This window comes from Kitasatospora sp. NPDC059146 (assembly GCF_042786665.1).
Lineage (GTDB): Bacteria > Actinomycetota > Actinomycetes > Streptomycetales > Streptomycetaceae > Kitasatospora.
The window spans coordinates 3,270-22,403 of record NZ_JBHZCY010000006.1 but is presented as its reverse complement, the minus strand read 5'-3'; the positions used below and the strand labels follow the sequence as shown (position 1 = coordinate 22,403).

Genomic DNA, 19,134 nt, shown 5'->3' with positions numbered 1-19,134 from the left:
GGTGAAATGGCCGAACTCAGCCCTTGCGAGTGACGCCCGGCAATCCATCCCCTCAAGGATTCTGATGATCACTCAGCCCGCCGACGCCGTCGAGTGGACGCTCCCCCGCCACCCCCGCAGTGCGAGCCGTGCCCGGATCCGGCTCCTTCGGCAGGCCTTCGAGTGGGAGATCGACGTCGAGTCCGCCGAGACCGCCCTGCTCCTCCTCAGCGAACTCGTCACCAACGCGTGCCACCACGCCCGCGGCCCGCGCGACCGCCTGATCGGTGTCCGCCTGCTCCTCCCCACCCCCACCCTCCTCCGCGTCGAGGTTTCCGACGCGAGCCCCAAGCTGCCCGTGCCCCGGCACGCCGCTCCCGAGGACGAGTCCGGCCGGGGCCTCGAACTCGTCGCCGCCCTCGCCACCTCCTGGGGCGCCGAGCCGCGTGGCAAGGGTTACATCGGCAAAACCGTCTGGTTCGAACTCGCCCTCCCCTCGCCCGCCGGCCCTGCCCCGGGTGATCTCGTCGCATCGCGGTGAGCGGGCCGAGGCCTGTGGGAAATGGTGCCGCGCTCAACGACGTTCTCCGGCGGCTCGGGCCGGATGAGGACTTCGCGGCGGACGTGGCGTCCGCCCGCGCCCTGCACAGGAAGTCGGCGGGGCCGACTTCCTGTGCAGGCCCCAACAGTGTTGGCGCCCATGCGGCGCCGAAAGACATCAATTCGTGATAACCGTCCGGTGCTTCCGGGGTAGCGCGTAAAAATCCTCACGCCTTTTCGCTCGGGACGTATGAATGCCGTCAACAGTGCCGTTGCAGCGGGATTTCCGGCCCTACCATCCAGCTTTACCGAGAAGAAGGATGGAATTGACGTGCAATCCCTGTCCCGCCTGAAACGAGCCCTGGCCTGTGGGCTCGCCGCAGTCGCCGTGTCCGGCGGCCTCGCTGTTCAGGCCCCGACGGCGTCGGCGGCGCCCCCCGTGGACACGACCTGCGGCACCCCGGCCTCCGTGGGCGGCGGCAACTGCATGACGGCGCTGATCAATTCGGCCTTCGACATGATCCGGGGCATGCGCGCCGCCGCGAACAACAACAAGCTGGACAACGCGGAGTTCACCCAGAGCACCGCGTCCAAGCTGAGCCAGAAGTTCCCGGGGTTCAACGTCCTGGTGTACAAGACGGTGGGCACCGACCTGTACGACACCGAATGGTTCAAGGGCGAGTACAAGGCCGACATGAAGGGCGTGCTGCTCGACACCACGTACAAGCTCAACCATTTCCTGGACAAGGACAAGAAGGACCCCTCCGGCTACGACGTGTTCCGGATCTGGGTCTTCCAGGGGGACTCGACCTTCCGGAACCGGACCGACGGCGGCTTCATGAACTGGGCGTTCGTCGGCCAGGACGGCGACAGCGTCAAGAAGGAGTCGTGGACCTGCCGGTCGGGCACCGCGCGGCCCTACAAGTGCGACGGCGACGTCCGCAGCATCCACTTCCCCGGGCGCTCGGGCTACGGCACCCGGACCGGCAGCCTGACCCCCGACATCAGCCGCGACCACCACGCCTGCCTGGACGTCAGCGGCAACGGCACCGCGAACGGCACCCCCGTGCAGATGTGGGAGTGCAACGGCGGCGACGCGCAGCGCTGGACCTACAACGGGTACCGGCTCCAGGCGGCCAACGGCAAGTGCCTGGACCTGCCCGGCAACAACACCTCGCCCGGGAACAAGCTCCAGGTCTGGGACTGCCTGGACAATCCGGGGCAGCGCTGGAACATGTCGGCCAGTGGCGGCTTCCGGCACCTGGTGGACCAGGAGGACCGCTCCAAGGACGTCTGCATCGACGACTTCAACTCGCAGACCGGCAACGGCAGCCCGGTGGTGGCCTGGGGCTGCGGCTCCGAGGACAAGCGGGACGCGCCCAACCAGAACTGGGCCTGGGGCGGCACCCCGCCGACCACCACCCCGACCACGCCCGCCAACGGCGCCGACGTGATCCTCAAGCTCGACAACGGGCTGGGCGCCGTTCCGGTCGGCGGTTCGGCCGGCGCGTCGGTCGTCCCGGGCATCCGGGGCGGCAACGAGTCCAAGTGGAAGATCACCTCGGTGGGCGGCGGCCGCTACCGGATCACCAGCTCGTACGGGCTGGAACTCACCGAGAACAGCAACTACATGGCCGAGCTCCAGCCGTGGAGCAACGCCGACCGGCAGAAGTGGCAGCTCGTCCCGGTCGGCAACGGCAAGTACCGGATCCGGATCTCCGAGGACGACTGCCTCGCCCACGACGCCGACTTCAAGCAGCTCGGTGTGTGGACGTGCAAGTCGGGCTGGCAGCAGGAGTGGGTGCTGGAGGGCTACTCCGGCGGCGGGACCACGCCGACCAAGCCCGACCCCGGCACCGGCGGCGGTGGCACGGGCGGTGTCACCGGCGGTGGCGGTGGCGGTGGCGCCAGCGTTCCGACCGAGCGGCCGCTGTTCCTCAAGCTCGCCAACGGGCTGGGCGCGTCGGCGCCCACCGAGACCGCCAGCTGGGGTTCGCCGATCGTGGCCGGGGTCCTGGGGTACAAGGGCTCCAAGTGGACGATCAAGCCGCTGGGCGGGGACCGCTACCGGATCGTCAACGACCGCGGGTACAACCTCACCGAGAACCCCGACACCTACGTCGCCGAGCAGCAGGCGTGGGGTGACACCTCCAACCAGAAGTGGCAGTTCAAGAGCCTCGGTGGGGGGAAGTACCGGGTCCAGATCGACGACGACAACTGCCTCGCCCACGACGCCGACTTCAAGCAGCTCGGCGTGTGGACCTGTAAGTCGGGCTGGCAGCAGGAGTGGACCTTCCAGCTCCTCTGACCGCTCACCGCTGCCGCACGGGAAGTCGGACCGGCCGACTTCCCGTGCGGTGCCGTTTCGGCCCCGCTAGCATCGGGGGCGTGAACCCGTACTGGCGCGTCGCGCTGCCACCCCTCCGCGCCTGATCGGGCGCCCGCTCCGGTGGCTTGATCCCCGCAGCCCCGCCCAGGGGCTCAGCGGCGTGCGCCCGTTCTCGAAACCTTTCCTCTGACGGTCTTCGACGACGGAAGTTCACGACTGTGCCGAATCGCCTGTCCGCGCCCGCGCGCGCCCGCCTGACCCCCGCCCCCCGCCGCACCCGCCCGATCGACGGGCCGGTGCCGATCCTCGTCACCGCCCTGCTCTGGGGCACCACCGGGACGGCCAGCTCGCTGGCGCCCGCCGGCGCCCCGGCCACCGGCATCGGCGCGGCCGCGCTGGTGCTCGGCGGGCTGCTGCTGTTCCTCACCGACCGCACCGCCTGGTCGCTGCCCCGCCGCTGCCGGACGCGGGAACGGTGGCTGCTGGCGGCCGGGGCCGTCGCCGTGGCGGGGTACCCGCTGACCTTCTACCCGGCCGTACCCCGCGCCGGGGTCGCGGTGGCGACGGTGATCGCGCTCGGCAGCGCGCCGGTCTTCACCGGACTGCTGGCATGGCTCACCCGGCAGGGGCGGCCCGGCGGGCGCTGGGCCGGGGCCACGGCGCTGGCCGTGCTCGGCTGCGCGGTGCTCGTGCTAGGGCCCGAACTCGCCGGTGGCGGGCGGGCGGTGGACCTCCTCGGGGTGCTGCTGGCGACGCTCTCCGGACTCTCGTTCGCGGTGTACTCGCTGATCGCCGGGCGGCTGATCGGGGGCGGCCGGCCGGCCGCCGGGGTGATGGGGGCGATGTTCGGCGGGGCGGCGGTGCTGGTGCTCCCGGTGCTGCTGCTCGGCGACCTCCACTGGCTGGCCTCGGCGCGCGGCGCGGGCGTCGTGCTGCACCTCGGAGTGGTCACCACCTTCCTGGCGTACCGGCTCTACGGCCACGGCCTGCGGCACACCCCGGCCCAGACCGCCACCACCCTGACCCTCGCCGAACCCGCCGTCGCCGCCGTCCTCGGCGTCGCAGCCCTGGGCGAGCGCCTCCCGGCAGCATCCTGGTGCGGCCTCGCCGTCCTCGCTGCCGGCCTCGCCTTCCTCGCCCTCCCCGAACGGCGCTAGACGCACATCTGCACGGGAAGTCGGCCCGGCCGACTCCCGGTGCAGCGGGTGAAACCGGGCCGGGCCCGCCGTCAGTCGATGCGCACGCTGGCACCGAACTCCTGTGCCGTGTGGCCCCCGGGAGGAACGACCGCGATGACCCTTCCGGTGCAGTTCGCGCCGTCGTACACGCGGGCGGGCCCGTCGGTCCTGTTCTCCAGGATCAGCGGAACGATCGGCGCGTTGTAGCAGCCGCTCGGGTTCTTGATGACCTCGCCGGGGGCGAAGACGAGCTCGCCGCGGGCGGCGAAGGCGGTGTCGGGCAGGGTGAGGGCCATGACCCCTGCGGTGGCGAGGGCGCCGAACACGGTCGCGAGACGTCGCACGATGACTCCTGGGGAGTGGGTGATCGGGGCCGGGGCGCCCCAGGCCCAAACTCCCCACCCGCCGGAGCGGGCGCAATCCCCGCGTGTCGCCCGAGTGGCTCGCCTGCGTAGGCCGGCACCGGAAGTCGGCCCGGCCGACTTCCCCTGCGGCGGGGGCTGGTTGACTGGCGCCGTGAACGCTGTGACCGAGGTGCTGGTCCCTGGAAGCGGGGGCGACCCGTTGGTGGCGGGCGAGCCATTGCTGGGGTGTGCCGGGTTCTGGTGGTGCCACCTGGTCGGGCTGGGGTGGCCCGGGCCCGGGGAGGGGTGGCCGGAGCCCGAGTGGTTCGGGGCGGACGGTGCCGATGCCGACGCGATGTCCGAGCGGCTGTACGACGCCGGGGCGTGGCCGGTGTTCCGGATCCCGTTCGACGGCGGGCGGGCGGTGGCGGTGGTCTACCGCAATCTGGACGGCGATGCCGGGATCGACTACCTGCTGATCGGCCCCGGGTCGTCCCGGCCGGAGCTGCTCGTTCAGGACGACGGGCACCGCACCGGGGCGGGGCTCGGCTGGCCGGAGCTGGAGCGCATCGCCGACGCGCCCGACCGGGCAGCCGACGGCGTGCACCACCCCGCCGAGCGGCTACTCCTGCTGCTGCCCGCACTGGACGGCTCGGAGTCGGCGGCCGGGGCGGTGGACCGGGTGGCACGGGCGCTGGTGGAGGTCGGGGCTCCGGCGGGCACCGCCCGTGCGACGGCGGCGCGGCTGCTGGAGCGGCGGGGGAGCGGGGTGGGCTGCCAGGTGGCGGGGGAGTCGCCGCTCAGTGGTGGGTAGGGTGGGGTGATCGAGTGATCCGCGCGGGGGCAAGTGGGTTGCCGTACAAGGATCCTGGCGTCCCCGTCCGCTGACGAAGGGGCCTGAGGCCATGTCCGATTCCGTCACACCCGGCCCGCTCGACCTACTGGCCCGGTACCGGCGGGCGATGCTCGACCTGGATGCGGACGCGCTGGCCGGGCTGTACGCCGAGGACGGGGTGCACGAGTTCCCGTTCCTGTTCCCGGGGATGCCCGCGCGCTACCGGGGGCGGGAGGAGGTCCGGGCCGGGTACCGGGCCGCGTGGGGTGCGAGCGACGCCCGGCCGCGGGAGGTCCGGGAGGTGGCCGTCCATTCGGGGGCGGACCCCGAGGTGCTCACCGTGGAGCAGCTGGTGATCGGCACGGTCGCCTCCACCGGCGCGGAGTTCGCCCTGCCGGGGCTGCTGGTGCTGCGCGCCCGGGGCGGGCTGCTGGTGCACGTCCGGGACTACATGGACGGCCTCGGCGTCGCCCACGCGATGGGGCGCCTCGGTGCGGTCGCCGCCCGGTTGGAAGCCGGGAGCTAGATGGCGAAGTGGGTGGCGATGCCGTCGAGGACGCAGTCGAGGCCGGTCTCGAAGTGCCAGGCGGGGTCGTCCTTGCGGGTGGCCCGCTGGAGGTACTGCTGGTAGGCGGGGTAGCGGCCGGTGCCCATCAGGTAGGTCATCCGGGGGGCCAGGCCGGCGCGGGTCTCGTCGCCGTCGGACCAGTTGTGGTCGCGGCGCAGGGCGGCCAGGGCGACCTCGGAGGCGACCGAGCCGTGGACGTAGCCGGCCACCGTGCGGAAGATCGCCATGGTGGTGTCGGCGTCCAGGCCGTGCTCGGCGAGGGCGGCGAAGGACCGCTCGGGGACGGCGAGCTGGTGGGGGGTGAGGGAGAACGGGGTGGCCGCCCGGACCATCCAGGGGTGGGCCAGGTTCATCGCGCGCAGGTGGACGGCGAGTGAGCGCATGGCCGCGCGCCAGCCGTCGGCGGGGGCGTCCAGGGGGAGTTGGCCGTAGACGAAGTCGGCCATCAGCTCGATGAGTTCGTCCTTGCCGGAGACGTACCGGTAGGCGGCCATCGGGGCCACGCCGAGCGCGGTGGCGAGCCGGCGCATGGTGACGGCGTCCAGGCCCTCGGCGTCGGCGATGGCGACCGCGGCCTCGGCGATCCGGTGCGGGGTCAGGGTGGTGCGCGGTGCGGCGGCCGGGCGGTCGAGCCGCTCCCAGAGGGAGAGCTGCGGCTTGTCCTGGTCGTCGTCCCCGCTGGGGGCCTGCTGAGCGGGCATGGGGGGCGGGCTCCTTCCGGTGGGAGGGGCCACCGTATCACTCGCGTGTACACCGTATCCGTCTAGTAGACGCCGTACGCATCAGTGTGTACGTTGTATCCATCGCCGATACGGCGTACACATCATCTTGGAGGGGGACCCCCATGTCCACGGAGCAGAACCTCAAGGTCGCGGTCGTGCTCGGCAGCACCCGCGACGGCCGCTTCGGCCCGGTCGTCGCCGACTGGCTGCTCGGCCACCTCGACGCCCGCGGCGGCATGACCGCCGACCTGATCGACCTGGCGGCCACTCCGCTGCCCACCGTGATGCCGTCCTGGGGTGCGGAACTGCCGGAGCAGGAACGTGAGCTGCTCGCCGCGGTGTCGCCCCGGCTGGCGGCCGCCGACGCCTTCGTGTTCGTCACGCCGGAGTACAACCACAGCTTCCCCGCGCCGTTGAAGAACGCCATCGACTGGCACAACCAGCAGTGGCACGGCAAGCCGATCGGCTTCGTCTCGTACGGCGGACTCTCCGGCGGCCTCCGGGCGGTCGAGCAACTGCGCGTGGTGATGGCCGAGTTGAACTCCGTCACGATCCGCAACACGGTCAGCTTCCACGGCGCCGCCCAGGCCTTCGACGCCGACGGGAAGCCGAAGGACCCGGCCGCCGATGCCGCCGCCAAGACCCTGCTCGACCAACTGGACTGGTGGGCGCAGGCGTTGCGGGATGCCCGGCAGGCCCGGCCGTTCACCGCCTGAACCGGACGGGACAGGGGGAACCGCCATGACCACGGAACCGACCGACGACCGCCCCAAGCCGCCGCTGCTCGGCGTGCTCGGGCTGATGCTCGGCATCTTCCTCTCGGCCCTCGACGGGCAGATCATCGGCACCGCGCTGCCCACCATCGTCGGCGACCTCGGCGGACTGGAGCACCTCTCCTGGGCGGTCACCGCCTACCTGCTCACCTCCGCCGCCGCCACCCCGCTGTGGGGCCGGCTCGGCGACCTGTACGGGCGCAAGGGCGCCTACCAGTGGGCGGTGGCGGTCTTCCTGCTCGGCTCGGCACTGTCCGGACTCGCCCAGGACATGGGCGAGTTGATCGCCTTCCGGGCGCTCCAGGGGGTCGGCGCGGGCGGGCTGATGGTCGGCGCGCTCTCGGTGATCGGGGTGCTGGTGCCCGCCACCGACCGGGGCCGGGTGCAGTCGGTGATCGGGGTGCTGATGCCGATCGCCTTCGTCGGCGGGCCGCTGCTCGGCGGCTTCCTCACCGACCGGCTCAGCTGGCGCTGGGCCTTCTACGTCAACCTGCCGGTCGGCCTGTTCGCCCTGGCCGCGGTCGCCCTCGCGGTCCGGCTGCCGAAGGCCGAACGGGTCCGCGTCCCCTTCGACTGGGCCGGGGTCGCCCTGCTGACCACCGGCATCCTCGGACTCACCCTGGTCAGCAGCTGGGGCGGGACGACGTACGCCTGGACCTCGCCGCTGATCCTCGGCACCGGCGTGGTCGCGGTGGTCGCACTGGCCGCCTTCGTGCCGGTCGAACTGCGCGCCCCGGGACCGCTGATCCCGCCCGCGCTGTTCCGCAGCCGCAACTTCTCGGTGGCCCAGGTGCTGGGCTTCCTGGCCGGTGCGGTGATGCTCGCCCTGATCGGCTACCTGCCGCAGTACCTGCAGTTCGTCCAGGGCGCGACACCGACCACCGGCGGGCTGCTCCTGCTGCCGCTGATGCTCGGCATGATGGGCACCCAGCTGGTCACCGCCCGGCTGATGGGCCGGCCCGGCGGTGAACGGCGCTACCCGGTGCTGGGCGGGGCGCTGACCCTGGCCGGGTCGGTGCTGCTGCTGTTCCTGGGGACGGACACGCCGGTGGCGGTGGCCTCCGGGCTCACGGCGGTCGCCGGGATCGGCATCGGGCTGCTGATGCAGAGCACCATGCTGACCTCGATGGGCGCGGTGCCGCGCCAGGACATGGGCGCGGCGATGGGCGTGGTGACCCTGCTGCGCAGCTTCGGCGGCTCGCTCGGCATGGCCGCCCTCGGCGCGGTCTACACGGCGCGGCTGACCGCCGGCCTGGAGGCGCGGCTGAGCCCGGCCGACGCCGCCCACCTGACCGGCGGCGGGGGGCTCACCCCGGCCACGCTGGCGGGCCTGCCCCCGGCCGTCCGGGACGCCGTCGGCGCGGCGGTCACCAGCGGGCTGCACGGCGCGGTGGCCGGCGGCCTCGGCCTGGCGGCGGTGGCGACGGCGGTCGCCCTCCTGGCCCGGCCGAACCCGAACCCGGCCGCAAAGCCGACCCCGGCTGCCAACCCGGCCCCGTCGTCGAGCCCCGAGCCGAGCCCGAGCCCGGCGGTGCGGGCGGCCACGCCGTAGCCCTGCCGCCCGCCGGGGGCGGTAGGGGCCCGAGAAAGCGCGAGCGCCCCGCGGGCGGTACGGGGTTCCGCCCGGGGGCCGCTCGTCAGCGGGCCGAGATCAGCACTCGATGACGTTCACGGCGAGGCCGCCGCGCGAGGTCTCCTTGTACTTGATCTTCATGTCCGCCCCGGTCTCCTTCATCGTCTTGATCGCCTTGTCCAGCGAGACGTGGTGGCGCCCGTCGCCGCGCAGCGCCATCCGGGCCGCGGTGACGGCCTTGACCGAGGCCATGCCGTTGCGCTCGATGCAGGGGATCTGGACCAGGCCGCCGACCGGGTCGCAGGTGAGGCCGAGGTTGTGCTCGATGCCGATCTCGGCGGCGTTCTCGACCTGCTCGGGGCTGCCGCCGAGGACCTCGGCGAGGCCGCCCGCGGCCATCGAGCAGGCGGAGCCGACCTCGCCCTGGCAGCCGACCTCGGCGCCGGAGATGGAGGCGTTCTCCTTGAAGAGCATGCCGATGGCGCCGGCCGCGAGCAGGAAGCGGACGATGCCGTCCTCGTCCGCGCCCGGGATGAAGTTCAGGTAGTAGTGCAGGACGGCCGGGATGATGCCCGCCGCGCCGTTGGTCGGGGCGGTGACCACCCGGCGGCCGGAGGCGTTCTCCTCGTTGACCGCCATCGCGTAGAGGGTCACCCACTCCATCGCGTTGGCCGGCCCGATGCCCTCGGCGCGCAGCGCCCGGGCGCCCGAGGCGGCCCGGCGGCGGACCTTCAGCCCGCCCGGCAGGATGCCCTCGCGGCTCATGCCGGCCCGCACGCACTCCTGCATCACGGACCAGATCTCCAGCAGCCCGGTGCGGATCTCCTCCTCGCTGCGCCAGGCCTTCTCGTTCTCCAGCATCAGGCCGGAGATCGACAGCCCGGTCTCCCGGCTGAGCCGGAGCAGTTCGTCACCGGTGCGGAAGGGGTACTTGAGCGCGGTGTCGTCGGGCTTGACCCGGTCCGCGCCGAGCGCGTCCTCGTCCACGACGAAGCCGCCGCCGACCGAGTAGTAGGTCTTCTCCAGCAGCGTCGAGCCGTCCGCCGCGAACGCCCACAGGGTCATCCCGTTGGCGTGGTACGGCAGCGAGCGGCGCCGGTGCAGGATCACCTGGCTGTCGGGGTCGAAGTCGATGGGGCGCTCGCCGAGCAGGTTGATCCGCTTCTCGGCGGCGATCCGCTCGACGTCCTTGTCCGCCTGGTCGACGTCGACGGTGCGGGGCGAGTTGTTCTCCAGGCCCAGCAGGACGGCCTTCAGAGTGCCGTGGCCGTGGCCGGTGGCGCCCAGCGAGCCGTACAGCTCGGCGCGTACGGCGGTCACCTGCTCCAGCAGGCCTTCGGAGCGCAGGCGGCGGGCGAACATCCGGGCGGCGCGCATCGGGCCGACGGTGTGGGAGCTCGACGGGCCGATGCCGATGGAGAAGAGGTCGAAGACACTGAGGGCCACGGGGGACGTCCTTGTCTGGTCTCGTGGAGGGACTGGGCGGTGCACGGAACGGGGCACCGCGCGCACTTCCAGTGTGCGCGGTGCCCCGGAGTGACAGGTGTCCGGCCGGAGTGAGGCCGGTCACCCGCGGCCGAACTAGAGGTTCGGGTAGAGCGGGTACTTCTCGGCCAGGGCGGTGACCCGGGCCTTGAGCGCGGCGGCGACGGTCTCGTCGAAGGCGGGCTTGAGCGCCTCGGCGATGACGTCGGCGACCTCGCGGAAGTCCTCGGCCCGGAAGCCGCGGGTGGCCAGGGCCGGGGTGCCGATCCGCAGGCCCGAGGTGACCATCGGCGGGCGCGGGTCGTTCGGGACGGCGTTGCGGTTCACCGTGATGCCGACCTCGTGCAGCCGGTCCTCGGCCTGCTGGCCGTCGAGCTGGCTGTTGCGCAGGTCGACCAGGACCAGGTGGACGTCGGTGCCGCCGGACAGCACCGAGGCGCCGGCCTCGGCGACGTCGGCCTGGAGCAGGCGCTCGGCGAGGATCTTGGCGCCCTCCAGGGTGCGCTCCTGGCGCTCCTTGAAGTCCTCCGAGGCGGCGACCTTGAAGGCGACGGCCTTGCCCGCGATCACGTGCTCCAGCGGACCGCCCTGCTGGCCCGGGAAGACCGCCGAGTTGATCTTCTTGGCCCACTCGGCCTTGGACAGGATGACGCCGCCGCGCGGGCCGCCCAGGGTCTTGTGGGTCGTGGTGGTGACCACGTCCGCGTACGGCACCGGGTTCGGGTGCAGGCCCGCGGCCACCAGGCCGGCGAAGTGCGCCATGTCCACCATGAGCAGCGCGCCGACCTCGTCGGCGACCCGGCGGAACGCGGCGAAGTCCAGCTGGCGCGGGTAGGCGGACCAGCCGGCGATGATCAGCTTCGGCTGGTGCTCCTTGGCCAGGCGCTCGACCTCGGCCATGTCGACCTGGCCGGTCTTCTCGTCGACGTGGTAGGCGGCCACGTTGTAGAGCTTGCCGGAGAAGTTGATCTTCATGCCGTGGGTCAGGTGACCGCCGTGGGCCAGGCTCAGGCCCAGGATGGTGTCGCCCGGCTGGATCAGCGCGAACATCGCGGCGGCGTTGGCCTGCGCGCCCGAGTGCGGCTGGACGTTGGCGTGCTCGGCGCCGAACAGGGCCTTCACCCGGTCGATCGCGATCTGCTCGACCACGTCGACGTGCTCGCAACCGCCGTAGTACCGGCGGCCGGGGTAACCCTCGGCGTACTTGTTGGTGAGCACCGAACCCTGGGCCTCCATGACCGCCACCGGGGCGAAGTTCTCGGAGGCGATCATCTCCAGCGTGGTCTGCTGGCGGTGCAGCTCGGCGTCGACCGCGGCGGCGATCTCCGGGTCGAGGGCGTGCAGGGACTGGTTGAGAACCGTCATGGTGTGGTCTTCCCGGGGAGGAGAGCGGAGGGACGGTGGGAGAGCGGGACGGACCGCCGTGCTGCGGCCCGTCCCGGCGGGGCTCAGCCCTCGGCGTGGGTGAGCGCGTCGTACTCGGCGGCGCTGAGCAGCGTGTCGGTGGCCTCCACGCGGACCTTGAACAGCCAGCCGCCCTCGAACGGGGCGCTGTTGACCAGGCTGTTGTCGTCCAGGACGTCCTGGTTGACCTCGGTGACCTCGCCGGTCACCGGGGAGTACAGGTCGCTGACCGACTTGGTCGACTCCAGCTCGCCACAGGTCTCGCCGGCGGTCACCGTGTCGCCGACCTCGGGGAGCTGCACGTAGACGATGTCACCGAGCGCGTCGGCGGCGTGCTTGGTGATGCCGACCGTCGAGACACCGTCCTCGGCGGCGGTCAGCCACTCGTGCTCCTTGGTGTACTGCAGGTGCTGGGGGTTGCTCATGGCGTCATTCTCCAGGATGGGAAGCGGGTACGACGCAGCGGGCCGCCGCACGGACGGCTCCGACGTGCGCCGATGGGAAAACGAGGGGCGGCGACGGCCTCAGCGGGCGCGCTTGTAGAACGGCAGCGCCACGACCTGGACCGGCTCGTGCTTGCCGCGGACGTCCACCGCGACGGTGGAGCCGGGGGCGGCGTGGGCCGCGTCCACGTAGGCCATCGCGATCGGCTTGCCCAGCGTGGGGGACGGCGCGCCCGAGGTGATCCGGCCGATCGGGGCGCCCTCGGTGGAGACCACCGTGTACTCCGCGCGCGGGACCCGCTTGCCCTCGGACACCAGGCCGACCAGCACCTTCGGGGGGTTGGTCTCGGCCGCGGCGGCGGCCTGCTCCAGCGCCCTGCGGCCGACGAACGCGCCCTCGTTGGTGGTCTTGTCGAAGCGCACGACCCGGCCCAGGCCGGCGTCGAACGGGGTCAGGTCGGTGGACAGCTCGTGCCCGTACAGCGGCATGCCCGCCTCCAGGCGCAGCGTGTCGCGGCAGGACAGGCCGCACGGGACCAGGCCGCGGCCCTCGCCGGCGGCGGTCAGCGCCCGCCAGACCGGCTCGGCGTCGGCCGGGGCGCAGAAGATCTCGAAGCCGTCCTCGCCGGTGTAGCCGGTGCGGGCCAGCAGCACCTCCCGGCCGGCCACGGTGGCCGGGAGGATCGCGTAGTACTTGAGGCCGGGCAGGTCGGCGTCGGTGGTCTCGGCCAGGATCGCGGTGGCCTCCGGGCCCTGGACGGCGATCAGCGCGTAGGTGTCGCGGTCGTCGGTGACGACGGCGTCGAAGCCCTTGGCCCGGGCGATCAGCTCGTCCAGCACCAGCTGGGCGTTGGAGGCGTTGGCGACGACCAGGAAGGCGTCCTCGCGCAGCCGGTAGACGATCAGGTCGTCCAGGATGCCGCCGTCCTCGGCGCAGATCATGGTGTAGCGGGCGCGCAGCTCGCCGAGCGCGGAGACGAAGCCGACCAGCGCGTGGTCCAGCATCTCGCCGGCCTGCGGGCCGGTGACGGTGATCTCGCCCATGTGCGAGAGGTCGAACAGACCGGCCTTGGTGCGGACCGCGAGGTGCTCCTCGCGCTCACTGCCGTAACGCAGCGGCATGTCCCAGCCGGCGAAGTCGGTCATGGTCGCGCCGAGGGCGCGGTGCAGCGCGTCGAGCGCGGTCAGGCGGAGGGACGACATGGCCAGGAACTCCTCGGTCGGGGCACTCAGGGGTGCGCGCGCCGGACCGGACCCGCTCGGGGACCGACCCCGCGCGCGGGCATGCGGCGGCGTGGGTCTCCCCATCTGTCGTCGAACCTGAGAGCTTCACCGCCCACCTGCCCGCAGCCGGCACCAGCGTCGGCTGGTTCCAGCATCGGGGACAGGACGGCGGCTTGCACCGTGGGTGGGCGCGCGACCGGGTCGTGCGCCGCTTTCCAGATGTGCCTAACCCGCACGGTAGGGGGGCCTGAGAGATTCCGGGGAGGACTTGCTCCTTCGGCGCCGGCTGTGCCCCCCGAGGGGCATTCCGGGCTCTCCCGCGCGGGTTCGAGCGGCCGGTGTGGAGTTGTGGGGGCCCGCGGCGCATGCCGTCGGACGCGCACATCATGGCACGTCCTCGCGGAGGAGGGGAGAGGGGACCCGGTCACACCGCGGTCGGGCGGACCCGGGCCCTAAAATCATCGCGTCGGCGCAGCAGTGGGCGGCCGACCCGGCCCTGGGCCGGATCGGCGGCGCATGGAGTACCCGGTGGAGCAGCAGCAGGGGTGGGGCGGGCCGCAGGCGGCGCCGTCGGGCGGCGCGTGGCCCGCGAACGAGCTGGAGCAGGTGCTGACGGCCGCGCTGGGCGACCCGGGGGCGACCCCGCGGGTGATCGAGGTGCTGGCCCGCAGCCAGGTGTGGATCCCGCTGCCGGCCGGGGGCGACCCGGCCGGGCAGTCGCTGGACCTGCCGACCGTCGAGCTGGCCGGGGCCCCGTACGTACCGGTGTTCTCCTCGCAGGAGGTGTTCCTGCAGCAGGCGCCGGGGATGGCCTTCGCCGTCGCGCCGGCCTGGGAGTTCGCCCGCGGGCTGCCGCTGGGCGTGGGCATCGCGGTCAACCCGGAGGCGGCGGTGGGCATCCCGGTGCCCCCGCAGGGCGTGGCGGAGCTGCGCCGCGGCCCCCGGGAGGACCGCTGGGAGCAGCAGCCGGAGGGGCCGACCGGCGGCCGGGTGGCCCTGCGCGAGCCGGTGCCGGGCGAGGACCCGGAGCACTTCCTGGCCGCCTGCCGGGCCGAACTGTCGGCCCTGCCGGGGGTGTTGACCGCGCGCCGGGCGCTGGCCAGCATCGAGGGCGAGCCGACCGTGATGTTCGTGGGCGTGCAGCTCGATCCGGCGGCCCCGGCCGACCCGGGGGCGGTGAACGAGGCGCTCGGCCGAGCCCTGGGAACCGCACCGCTGCCGGGAGGCGTCCACCTCGTGCTGCTCGACCTCGCCGACGACCCGGTGGTCGAGTGGCTGTCGACCCGGGTCATGCCCTTCTACTCGCGGGTGTGAGCGGGGATCCTTCACAGGCACGTCGCCGTGGCGGCGGCCGGTGCCGCGCCATAGGGTGCGTGCAGGCGGCTGACGGGCCGGCGGGTTCAGGAAAGAGGCGCGGCGAGGTGGGCGCATGAGTGCGGGAACGGGAGCGGGCGGGGCGCCGGGGCCCTGGGGCCAGGCACCGGCCGGGCGCCCGGGCGCGGACCCGGGCGGGTTGGAGCAGGCTCTGCGCGAGGTCGCGCCGGAGCGCTTCGACGCGTACGAGCGGCTGCTGCACGCGCTGGCCGACGGCCAGGTCTGGATGCTGCTCTGGCACGGCACGCCGGGCAGCCCGGACGCGCAGTACGGGAACATGGAGATCAGCGGCCACGGCTACGCGCCGGCCGTCACCTCGCCCGAGCAGCTGACGGCCTCCGGCTGGGCGCGGGCCCACGAGGTCATCTCGGGACGGGAGATCGCCGCCTCGCTGTACCGCACCCGCTGGGGCCTGTGGCTGAACCCGCACGCGCCGGGCGGCGGGGTCGGCGTGCCCTGGGCGGACCTGCGGCGGGTCGCCGCGGGCCTGGACCGGCTGCCGGCCGGTCCGTTGAAGCTGAGCGAGCCGCAGGTCGACGCGCAGCAGTTCTTCGCGCTGCTGGAGCGGCAGGCCGGTGAGGTGCGCGCGGTGCGGGCGCTGCGCCGGGCCTGGGTGCAGCCGGCGGTGGGGGAGCCGTACCTGGCGATCGGCCTGGACCTGTACGAGAGTTCGCCGCCGGCCGTGGAGGCGGTGCGGGCGCTGATGCAGCGCGCGATCGCGGTGGCCCCGGAGGGGCTCGCGGTGTCCACGGTGGCGATGGCGGACGAGTTCGACCCGGTGGCGCTGTGGATGCGCGCCAACGCGCGGCCGTTCTTCGACCGGGAGGCCGGGCGTCCGCAGACCGGCCCGTACCCGCCGGTGCCGCAGCCGTACCCGGGCCAGCCGGTGCCGGGGCAGCCGGTACCCGGGCAGTCGATGCCGGGCTACGCGTACGGCACCCAGCCGCCCGCGCAGGGCTGGGGGCAGCCGGCCCAGCCGCAGTGGCCCGGCTACCCCGGGCGCTGATCACCAAACCCGATAACCACAATCTGTCACCCGAAGCCGACTTGATTCACCATCAGGTCGGCTTCGGTGCTTTCCGGACGAATTTCCCCACTCTCCGCAGAGGCAGCTTGACATGGCAGTTACACCCATGTGAAGAGGTATATGCCGAAGATCGGAGGCGTGCATGCAGGCAGATCACAGTTGGGCATCTGTCGGTTGTCAGGGCTGGCGCAAGCCAGTTCGGATGACAGAGAGTTCTGCGCAACGCATCGCGCGTACTGGAAACCCCACGAAGGTGAACGCGCACGCCGACCGCTCGATCCACGCGACGCCCATCCCGCGTGGAGGCATTGCCCGTGCACGACGCACTGCCGCGACCACCTGCTCCTAGCACCTCCGCACGTCCGCAGCCGTACCGCCGAAGCCGGCGCCCGGCACCCGTGGGCCGGCCACCGTCGGCGAGGGGACCAACTGACCATGACCGCACCCATCACTACCGCCGGGAACGAACCCGAGGCGCCCGCCTCCCCGAGCCCGGCCAAGACGATCGAGGGCCGCTCCCTCGGTCGGATCGCCTGGACCCGCTTCAAGCGGGACAAGGCCGCCGTCGCCGGCGGCGTCGTGGTGATCCTGCTGATCCTCCTGGCCGTCCTGTCCGGCCCGATCGAGGCCCTGTTCGGGCTCGACCCCGACCAGCCGAACCCGGACCTGCTGGACGCCAACCTCGGCGGACTCCCGCTCGGGGACTGGGGCGGGATGAGCGGGGACCACCTGCTCGGCATCGACCCGTTGCAGGGCCGTGACCTGCTCTCCCGCGTGGTCGACGGCTCCTGGGTCTCCCTGCTGGTCGCCTTCGGCGCGACCGTGCTCTCCAACACCATCGGCACCGTGCTCGGAGTGATGGCCGGCTACTACGGCGGCTGGGTGGACACCCTGATCAGCCGACTGATGGACGTCTTCCTGGCGTTCCCGCTGCTGCTGTTCGCCATCGCGATCTCCGCCTCGCTCCAGGGCGGCGCGTTCGGCCTGCACGGCCTGCCGCTGCACATCCTGGTGCTGATCTTCGTGATCGGCTTCTTCAACTGGCCCTACATGGGCCGGATCGTGCGCGGACAGACCCTCTCGCTGCGCGAGCGGGAGTTCGTCCACGCGGCCCGCAGCCTCGGTGCGCGCGGCCCGTTCATCCTGTTCAAGGAACTGCTGCCCAACCTGGTCGGCCCGATCCTGGTCTACTCGACCCTGCTGATCCCGACCAACATCCTCTTCGAGGCCGGGCTGAGCTTCCTCGGCGTCGGCATCCAGCCCCCGCAGGCCTCCTGGGGCGGCATGCTGGCGGACGCGAAGAACTACTACCAGGTCGACCCCCAGTACATGGTGGTCCCCGGTGTCGCGATCTTCATCACCGTGCTCGCGTTCAACCTGCTCGGCGACGGGCTGCGTGACGCCCTCGATCCCAAGAGCAACTGACCCTGCGTCAATGCGCAGGCGCCAGGCCCTCCCTCCTCCACATCCTCAAGGGGTTGATCCCACCCATGCGTAGGTCCCGTACCGTCGCGTTGACCGCCGTGGCCGCTGCCGCGGTCCTGGTCGTCACCGGCTGCTCGTCCAGCCCGAAGAGCGCCAGCGGAAGCTCCAACTCGGCCGACTCCAACGGTGGCGGCGCCGACGCGGCCACCAAGCAGATCGTCAACGCCTCGGACAAGAAGGGCGGGACGGTCACCTACGAGATGAAGGGCACCCCGGACTCCCTCGACCCGGGCAACACCTACTACGCCTACATCTACAACTTCTCGCGCCTGTACGGGCGTCCGCTGACCACCTTCAACCCGGCCGCCGGCGCGGACGGCAACAAGCTGGTCCCGGACCTCGCCGAGTCGCTGGGCCAGCCCAGCGCGGACGGCCTGACCTGGACGTACAAGCTGCGCGCCGGCCTCAAGTACGACGACGGCACCCCGATCAGCTCCAAGGACGTCAAGTACGCCGTGGAGCGCTCGAACTTCGCGCCCGAGGTGAACTCCAACGGCCCGACGTACTTCCACGACCTGCTGGTCGACAACCCCACGCCGTACCAGGGTCCGTACAAGGACAAGACCGGCGACCTCAAGTCGATCGAGACGCCGGACGACACCACGATCGTCTTCCACCTGCAGCACCCCTTCGCGGACTTCGACTACCTGGTCAGCGCCCCGCAGACGGTGCCGGTCCCGCAGGCCAAGGACACCGGTGCCGACTACGTGAAGCACGTCGTCTCCTCGGGCACCTACAAGTTCCAGTCCTACGAGGACGGCAAGCAGGCCGTCCTGGTCCCGAACACCAACTGGGACAAGAGCACCGACCCGATCCGCAAGCAGCTCGCGGACAAGATCGTGCTCAAGATGAACATCGACCAGGCCACCATCGACAAGGACCTGCTGGCCGGCAACGCCCAGGTCGACCTGGTCGGCGGCGGCGTCGACCCGCAGACCCAGGCGCAGATCCTGCGCGACCCGAAGCTCAAGGCGAAGACCGACAACGCCTACGGCGGCCGCCTGGTCTACATGGCGATCAACACCAAGGTCGCGCCGTTCGACAACATCGAGTGCCGCAAGGCCGTCCAGTTCGCGGTCGACAAGGTCGCGGTGCAGACCGCGCTCGGCGGCCCGATCCGCGGCCAGGTGGCCAACACCGTGCTCCCGCCGGACATCCCGGGCCACCAGGACTTCAACCTGTTCGAGACCAAGGACAACAAGGGCGACCAGGCCAAGGCCAAGGACGCCCTGAAGGCCTGCGGCAAGGACGGCGGCTTCACCACCGTGCTGTCCGCCCGCACCGAGCGCGCGACCGAGGTCGCCGCGGCCACCGCGATCCAGGCGCAGCTCAAGAACATCGGCATCAACGCCGAGATCCAGCAGTTCCCGCAGGGCAAGTACCTGACCGACTCGGCCGGTGCGCCGCAGTACACCCAGGACCACAACATCGGTCTGATGATGATGCAGTGGGGCGCCGACTGGCCGACCGGCTACGGCTTCCTGCAGCAGATCGTCGACGGCCGCGCGATCAAGGCCTCCGGCAACAGCAACCTGGCCCAGCTGAACGACCCGGCCGTCAACAAGATGCTGGACGACGCCGCGGTCAACCCGGACCGGGCCGCCCGCGAGAAGATCTACGGCGACATCGACAAGAAGGTCATGGAGAACGCGGTGTACGTCCCGCTGACGGACTTCAAGGTCTTCCTGTACCGCCCGGACAGCGCCACCAACCTGGCGTCCACCCCGGCCTTCTCGGGTGAGTACGACTACCTGAACATCGGCACCACCAAGTAAAGAGCCTGGCTCCGCATCCCTGAAGGCAGGTGAAGGCAGCGGCGCCCGCCGCCGTCCGGAAGACCCCGGACGGCGG

The 19,134-nt window shown here is 72.1% G+C and carries 17 protein-coding genes and 1 riboswitch; of the genes, 11 read left to right on the top strand and 6 right to left on the bottom strand.

Annotated elements, in window-relative coordinates:
* Nucleotides 1-64 precede the first annotated feature (64 nt).
* The 3 genes from ACFXPX_RS03880 to ACFXPX_RS03870 all read left to right on the top strand — a co-directional run bounded on the left by ACFXPX_RS03880 (nt 65) and on the right by ACFXPX_RS03870 (nt 4,005).
* Nucleotides 65-520, top strand: coding sequence for an ATP-binding protein (locus ACFXPX_RS03880; protein WP_380639518.1), 456 nt, complete (start codon nt 65-67; stop codon nt 518-520).
* Between the two features lie 438 nt (nt 521-958).
* Entirely contained in the window at nt 959-2,827 is a 1,869-nt protein-coding gene (locus ACFXPX_RS03875; protein WP_380639516.1) for a ricin-type beta-trefoil lectin domain protein, read from the top strand.
* Between the two features lie 239 nt (nt 2,828-3,066).
* Complete coding sequence (locus ACFXPX_RS03870) at nt 3,067-4,005, top strand: DMT family transporter (RefSeq protein WP_380639514.1); 939 nt, start codon at nt 3,067-3,069, stop codon at nt 4,003-4,005.
* Between the two features lie 71 nt (nt 4,006-4,076).
* Here ACFXPX_RS03870 and ACFXPX_RS03865 read toward each other — a convergent pair whose 3' ends face one another.
* A complete protein-coding gene (locus ACFXPX_RS03865; RefSeq protein WP_380639512.1) occupies nt 4,077-4,370 on the bottom strand; it encodes a hypothetical protein in 294 nt (97 codons plus the stop codon).
* 172 nt (nt 4,371-4,542) lie between these two features.
* On the opposite strand from ACFXPX_RS03865, the gene ACFXPX_RS03860 reads away from it, so the two are divergent.
* Both ACFXPX_RS03860 and ACFXPX_RS03855 read left to right on the top strand, forming a co-directional pair.
* Nucleotides 4,543-5,184, top strand: coding sequence for a hypothetical protein (locus ACFXPX_RS03860; RefSeq protein WP_375891521.1), 642 nt, complete (start codon nt 4,543-4,545; stop codon nt 5,182-5,184).
* A gap of 91 nt (nt 5,185-5,275) precedes the next feature.
* Nucleotides 5,276-5,731 carry a nuclear transport factor 2 family protein gene (locus ACFXPX_RS03855; RefSeq protein ID WP_380639510.1) on the top strand — a complete coding sequence of 152 codons (456 nt, stop codon included), beginning with the start codon at nt 5,276-5,278 and terminating at the stop codon, nt 5,729-5,731.
* On the opposite strand, the gene ACFXPX_RS03850 is transcribed toward ACFXPX_RS03855, so the two are convergent.
* Entirely contained in the window at nt 5,728-6,474 is a 747-nt protein-coding gene (locus tag ACFXPX_RS03850) for a TetR/AcrR family transcriptional regulator (RefSeq protein ID WP_380521932.1), read from the bottom strand. The genes ACFXPX_RS03855 and ACFXPX_RS03850 overlap by 4 nt on opposite strands.
* Before the next feature lie 143 nt (nt 6,475-6,617).
* Here ACFXPX_RS03850 and ACFXPX_RS03845 point away from each other — a divergent pair, with 143 nt between their 5' ends.
* Nucleotides 6,618-7,211: an NADPH-dependent FMN reductase gene (locus tag ACFXPX_RS03845; RefSeq protein ID WP_375891524.1), complete on the top strand. Its 594-nt coding sequence runs from the start codon at nt 6,618-6,620 to the stop codon at nt 7,209-7,211.
* A 25-nt stretch (nt 7,212-7,236) separates the two neighbouring features.
* Complete coding sequence (locus ACFXPX_RS03840; protein WP_380639508.1) at nt 7,237-8,820, top strand: MDR family MFS transporter; 1,584 nt, start codon at nt 7,237-7,239, stop codon at nt 8,818-8,820.
* A gap of 99 nt (nt 8,821-8,919) precedes the next feature.
* Here ACFXPX_RS03840 and ACFXPX_RS03835 read toward each other — a convergent pair whose 3' ends face one another.
* The 4 genes from ACFXPX_RS03835 to gcvT form a co-directional block, all read right to left on the bottom strand.
* A complete protein-coding gene (locus ACFXPX_RS03835) occupies nt 8,920-10,287 on the bottom strand; it encodes an L-serine ammonia-lyase (protein ID WP_375891526.1) in 1,368 nt (455 codons plus the stop codon).
* A gap of 135 nt (nt 10,288-10,422) precedes the next feature.
* Nucleotides 10,423-11,691, bottom strand: a complete 1,269-nt coding sequence (glyA, locus tag ACFXPX_RS03830) for a serine hydroxymethyltransferase (protein ID WP_375891527.1) — start codon at nt 11,689-11,691, stop codon at nt 10,423-10,425.
* Between the two features lie 83 nt (nt 11,692-11,774).
* Nucleotides 11,775-12,155 carry a glycine cleavage system protein GcvH gene (gene gcvH / locus ACFXPX_RS03825; RefSeq protein WP_375891528.1) on the bottom strand — a complete coding sequence of 127 codons (381 nt, stop codon included), beginning with the start codon at nt 12,153-12,155 and terminating at the stop codon, nt 11,775-11,777.
* Nucleotides 12,156-12,254: 99 nt separating this feature from the next.
* Nucleotides 12,255-13,376: a glycine cleavage system aminomethyltransferase GcvT gene (gene gcvT, locus ACFXPX_RS03820; RefSeq protein WP_375891529.1), complete on the bottom strand. Its 1,122-nt coding sequence runs from the start codon at nt 13,374-13,376 to the stop codon at nt 12,255-12,257.
* A gap of 246 nt (nt 13,377-13,622) precedes the next feature.
* Nucleotides 13,623-13,727: riboswitch (glycine riboswitch) on the bottom strand.
* 186 nt (nt 13,728-13,913) lie between these two features.
* On the opposite strand from gcvT, the gene ACFXPX_RS03815 reads away from it, so the two are divergent.
* The 4 genes from ACFXPX_RS03815 to ACFXPX_RS03800 all read left to right on the top strand — a co-directional run bounded on the left by ACFXPX_RS03815 (nt 13,914) and on the right by ACFXPX_RS03800 (nt 19,058).
* Nucleotides 13,914-14,711: an enhanced serine sensitivity protein SseB C-terminal domain-containing protein gene (locus tag ACFXPX_RS03815; protein ID WP_380521926.1), complete on the top strand. Its 798-nt coding sequence runs from the start codon at nt 13,914-13,916 to the stop codon at nt 14,709-14,711.
* A gap of 115 nt (nt 14,712-14,826) precedes the next feature.
* Complete coding sequence (locus tag ACFXPX_RS03810) at nt 14,827-15,777, top strand: enhanced serine sensitivity protein SseB C-terminal domain-containing protein (protein ID WP_380639506.1); 951 nt, start codon at nt 14,827-14,829, stop codon at nt 15,775-15,777.
* A gap of 456 nt (nt 15,778-16,233) precedes the next feature.
* Complete coding sequence (locus ACFXPX_RS03805; protein WP_375891532.1) at nt 16,234-17,223, top strand: ABC transporter permease; 990 nt, start codon at nt 16,234-16,236, stop codon at nt 17,221-17,223.
* 65 nt (nt 17,224-17,288) lie between these two features.
* Nucleotides 17,289-19,058, top strand: coding sequence for an ABC transporter substrate-binding protein (locus ACFXPX_RS03800; protein WP_375891533.1), 1,770 nt, complete (start codon nt 17,289-17,291; stop codon nt 19,056-19,058).
* Nucleotides 19,059-19,134 lie beyond the last annotated feature (76 nt).

Bases quoted from the DNA above. Each gene is read 5' to 3' on its own strand.
- ACFXPX_RS03880 (WP_380639518.1), top strand. From the start codon at position 65: ATGATCACTCAGCCCGCCGACGCCGTCGAGTGGACGCTCCCCCGCCAC.
- ACFXPX_RS03855 (WP_380639510.1), top strand. From the start codon at position 5,276: ATGTCCGATTCCGTCACACCCGGCCCGCTCGACCTACTGGCCCGGTAC.
- ACFXPX_RS03850 (WP_380521932.1), bottom strand. From the start codon at position 6,474: ATGCCCGCTCAGCAGGCCCCCAGCGGGGACGACGACCAGGACAAGCCG.
- ACFXPX_RS03845 (WP_375891524.1), top strand. From the start codon at position 6,618: ATGTCCACGGAGCAGAACCTCAAGGTCGCGGTCGTGCTCGGCAGCACC.
- ACFXPX_RS03840 (WP_380639508.1), top strand. From the start codon at position 7,237: ATGACCACGGAACCGACCGACGACCGCCCCAAGCCGCCGCTGCTCGGC.
- glyA (WP_375891527.1), bottom strand. From the start codon at position 11,691: ATGACGGTTCTCAACCAGTCCCTGCACGCCCTCGACCCGGAGATCGCC.
- gcvH (WP_375891528.1), bottom strand. From the start codon at position 12,155: ATGAGCAACCCCCAGCACCTGCAGTACACCAAGGAGCACGAGTGGCTG.
- gcvT (WP_375891529.1), bottom strand. From the start codon at position 13,376: ATGTCGTCCCTCCGCCTGACCGCGCTCGACGCGCTGCACCGCGCCCTC.
- ACFXPX_RS03815 (WP_380521926.1), top strand. From the start codon at position 13,914: ATGGAGTACCCGGTGGAGCAGCAGCAGGGGTGGGGCGGGCCGCAGGCG.
- ACFXPX_RS03810 (WP_380639506.1), top strand. From the start codon at position 14,827: ATGAGTGCGGGAACGGGAGCGGGCGGGGCGCCGGGGCCCTGGGGCCAG.
- ACFXPX_RS03805 (WP_375891532.1), top strand. From the start codon at position 16,234: ATGACCGCACCCATCACTACCGCCGGGAACGAACCCGAGGCGCCCGCC.
- ACFXPX_RS03800 (WP_375891533.1), top strand. From the start codon at position 17,289: ATGCGTAGGTCCCGTACCGTCGCGTTGACCGCCGTGGCCGCTGCCGCG.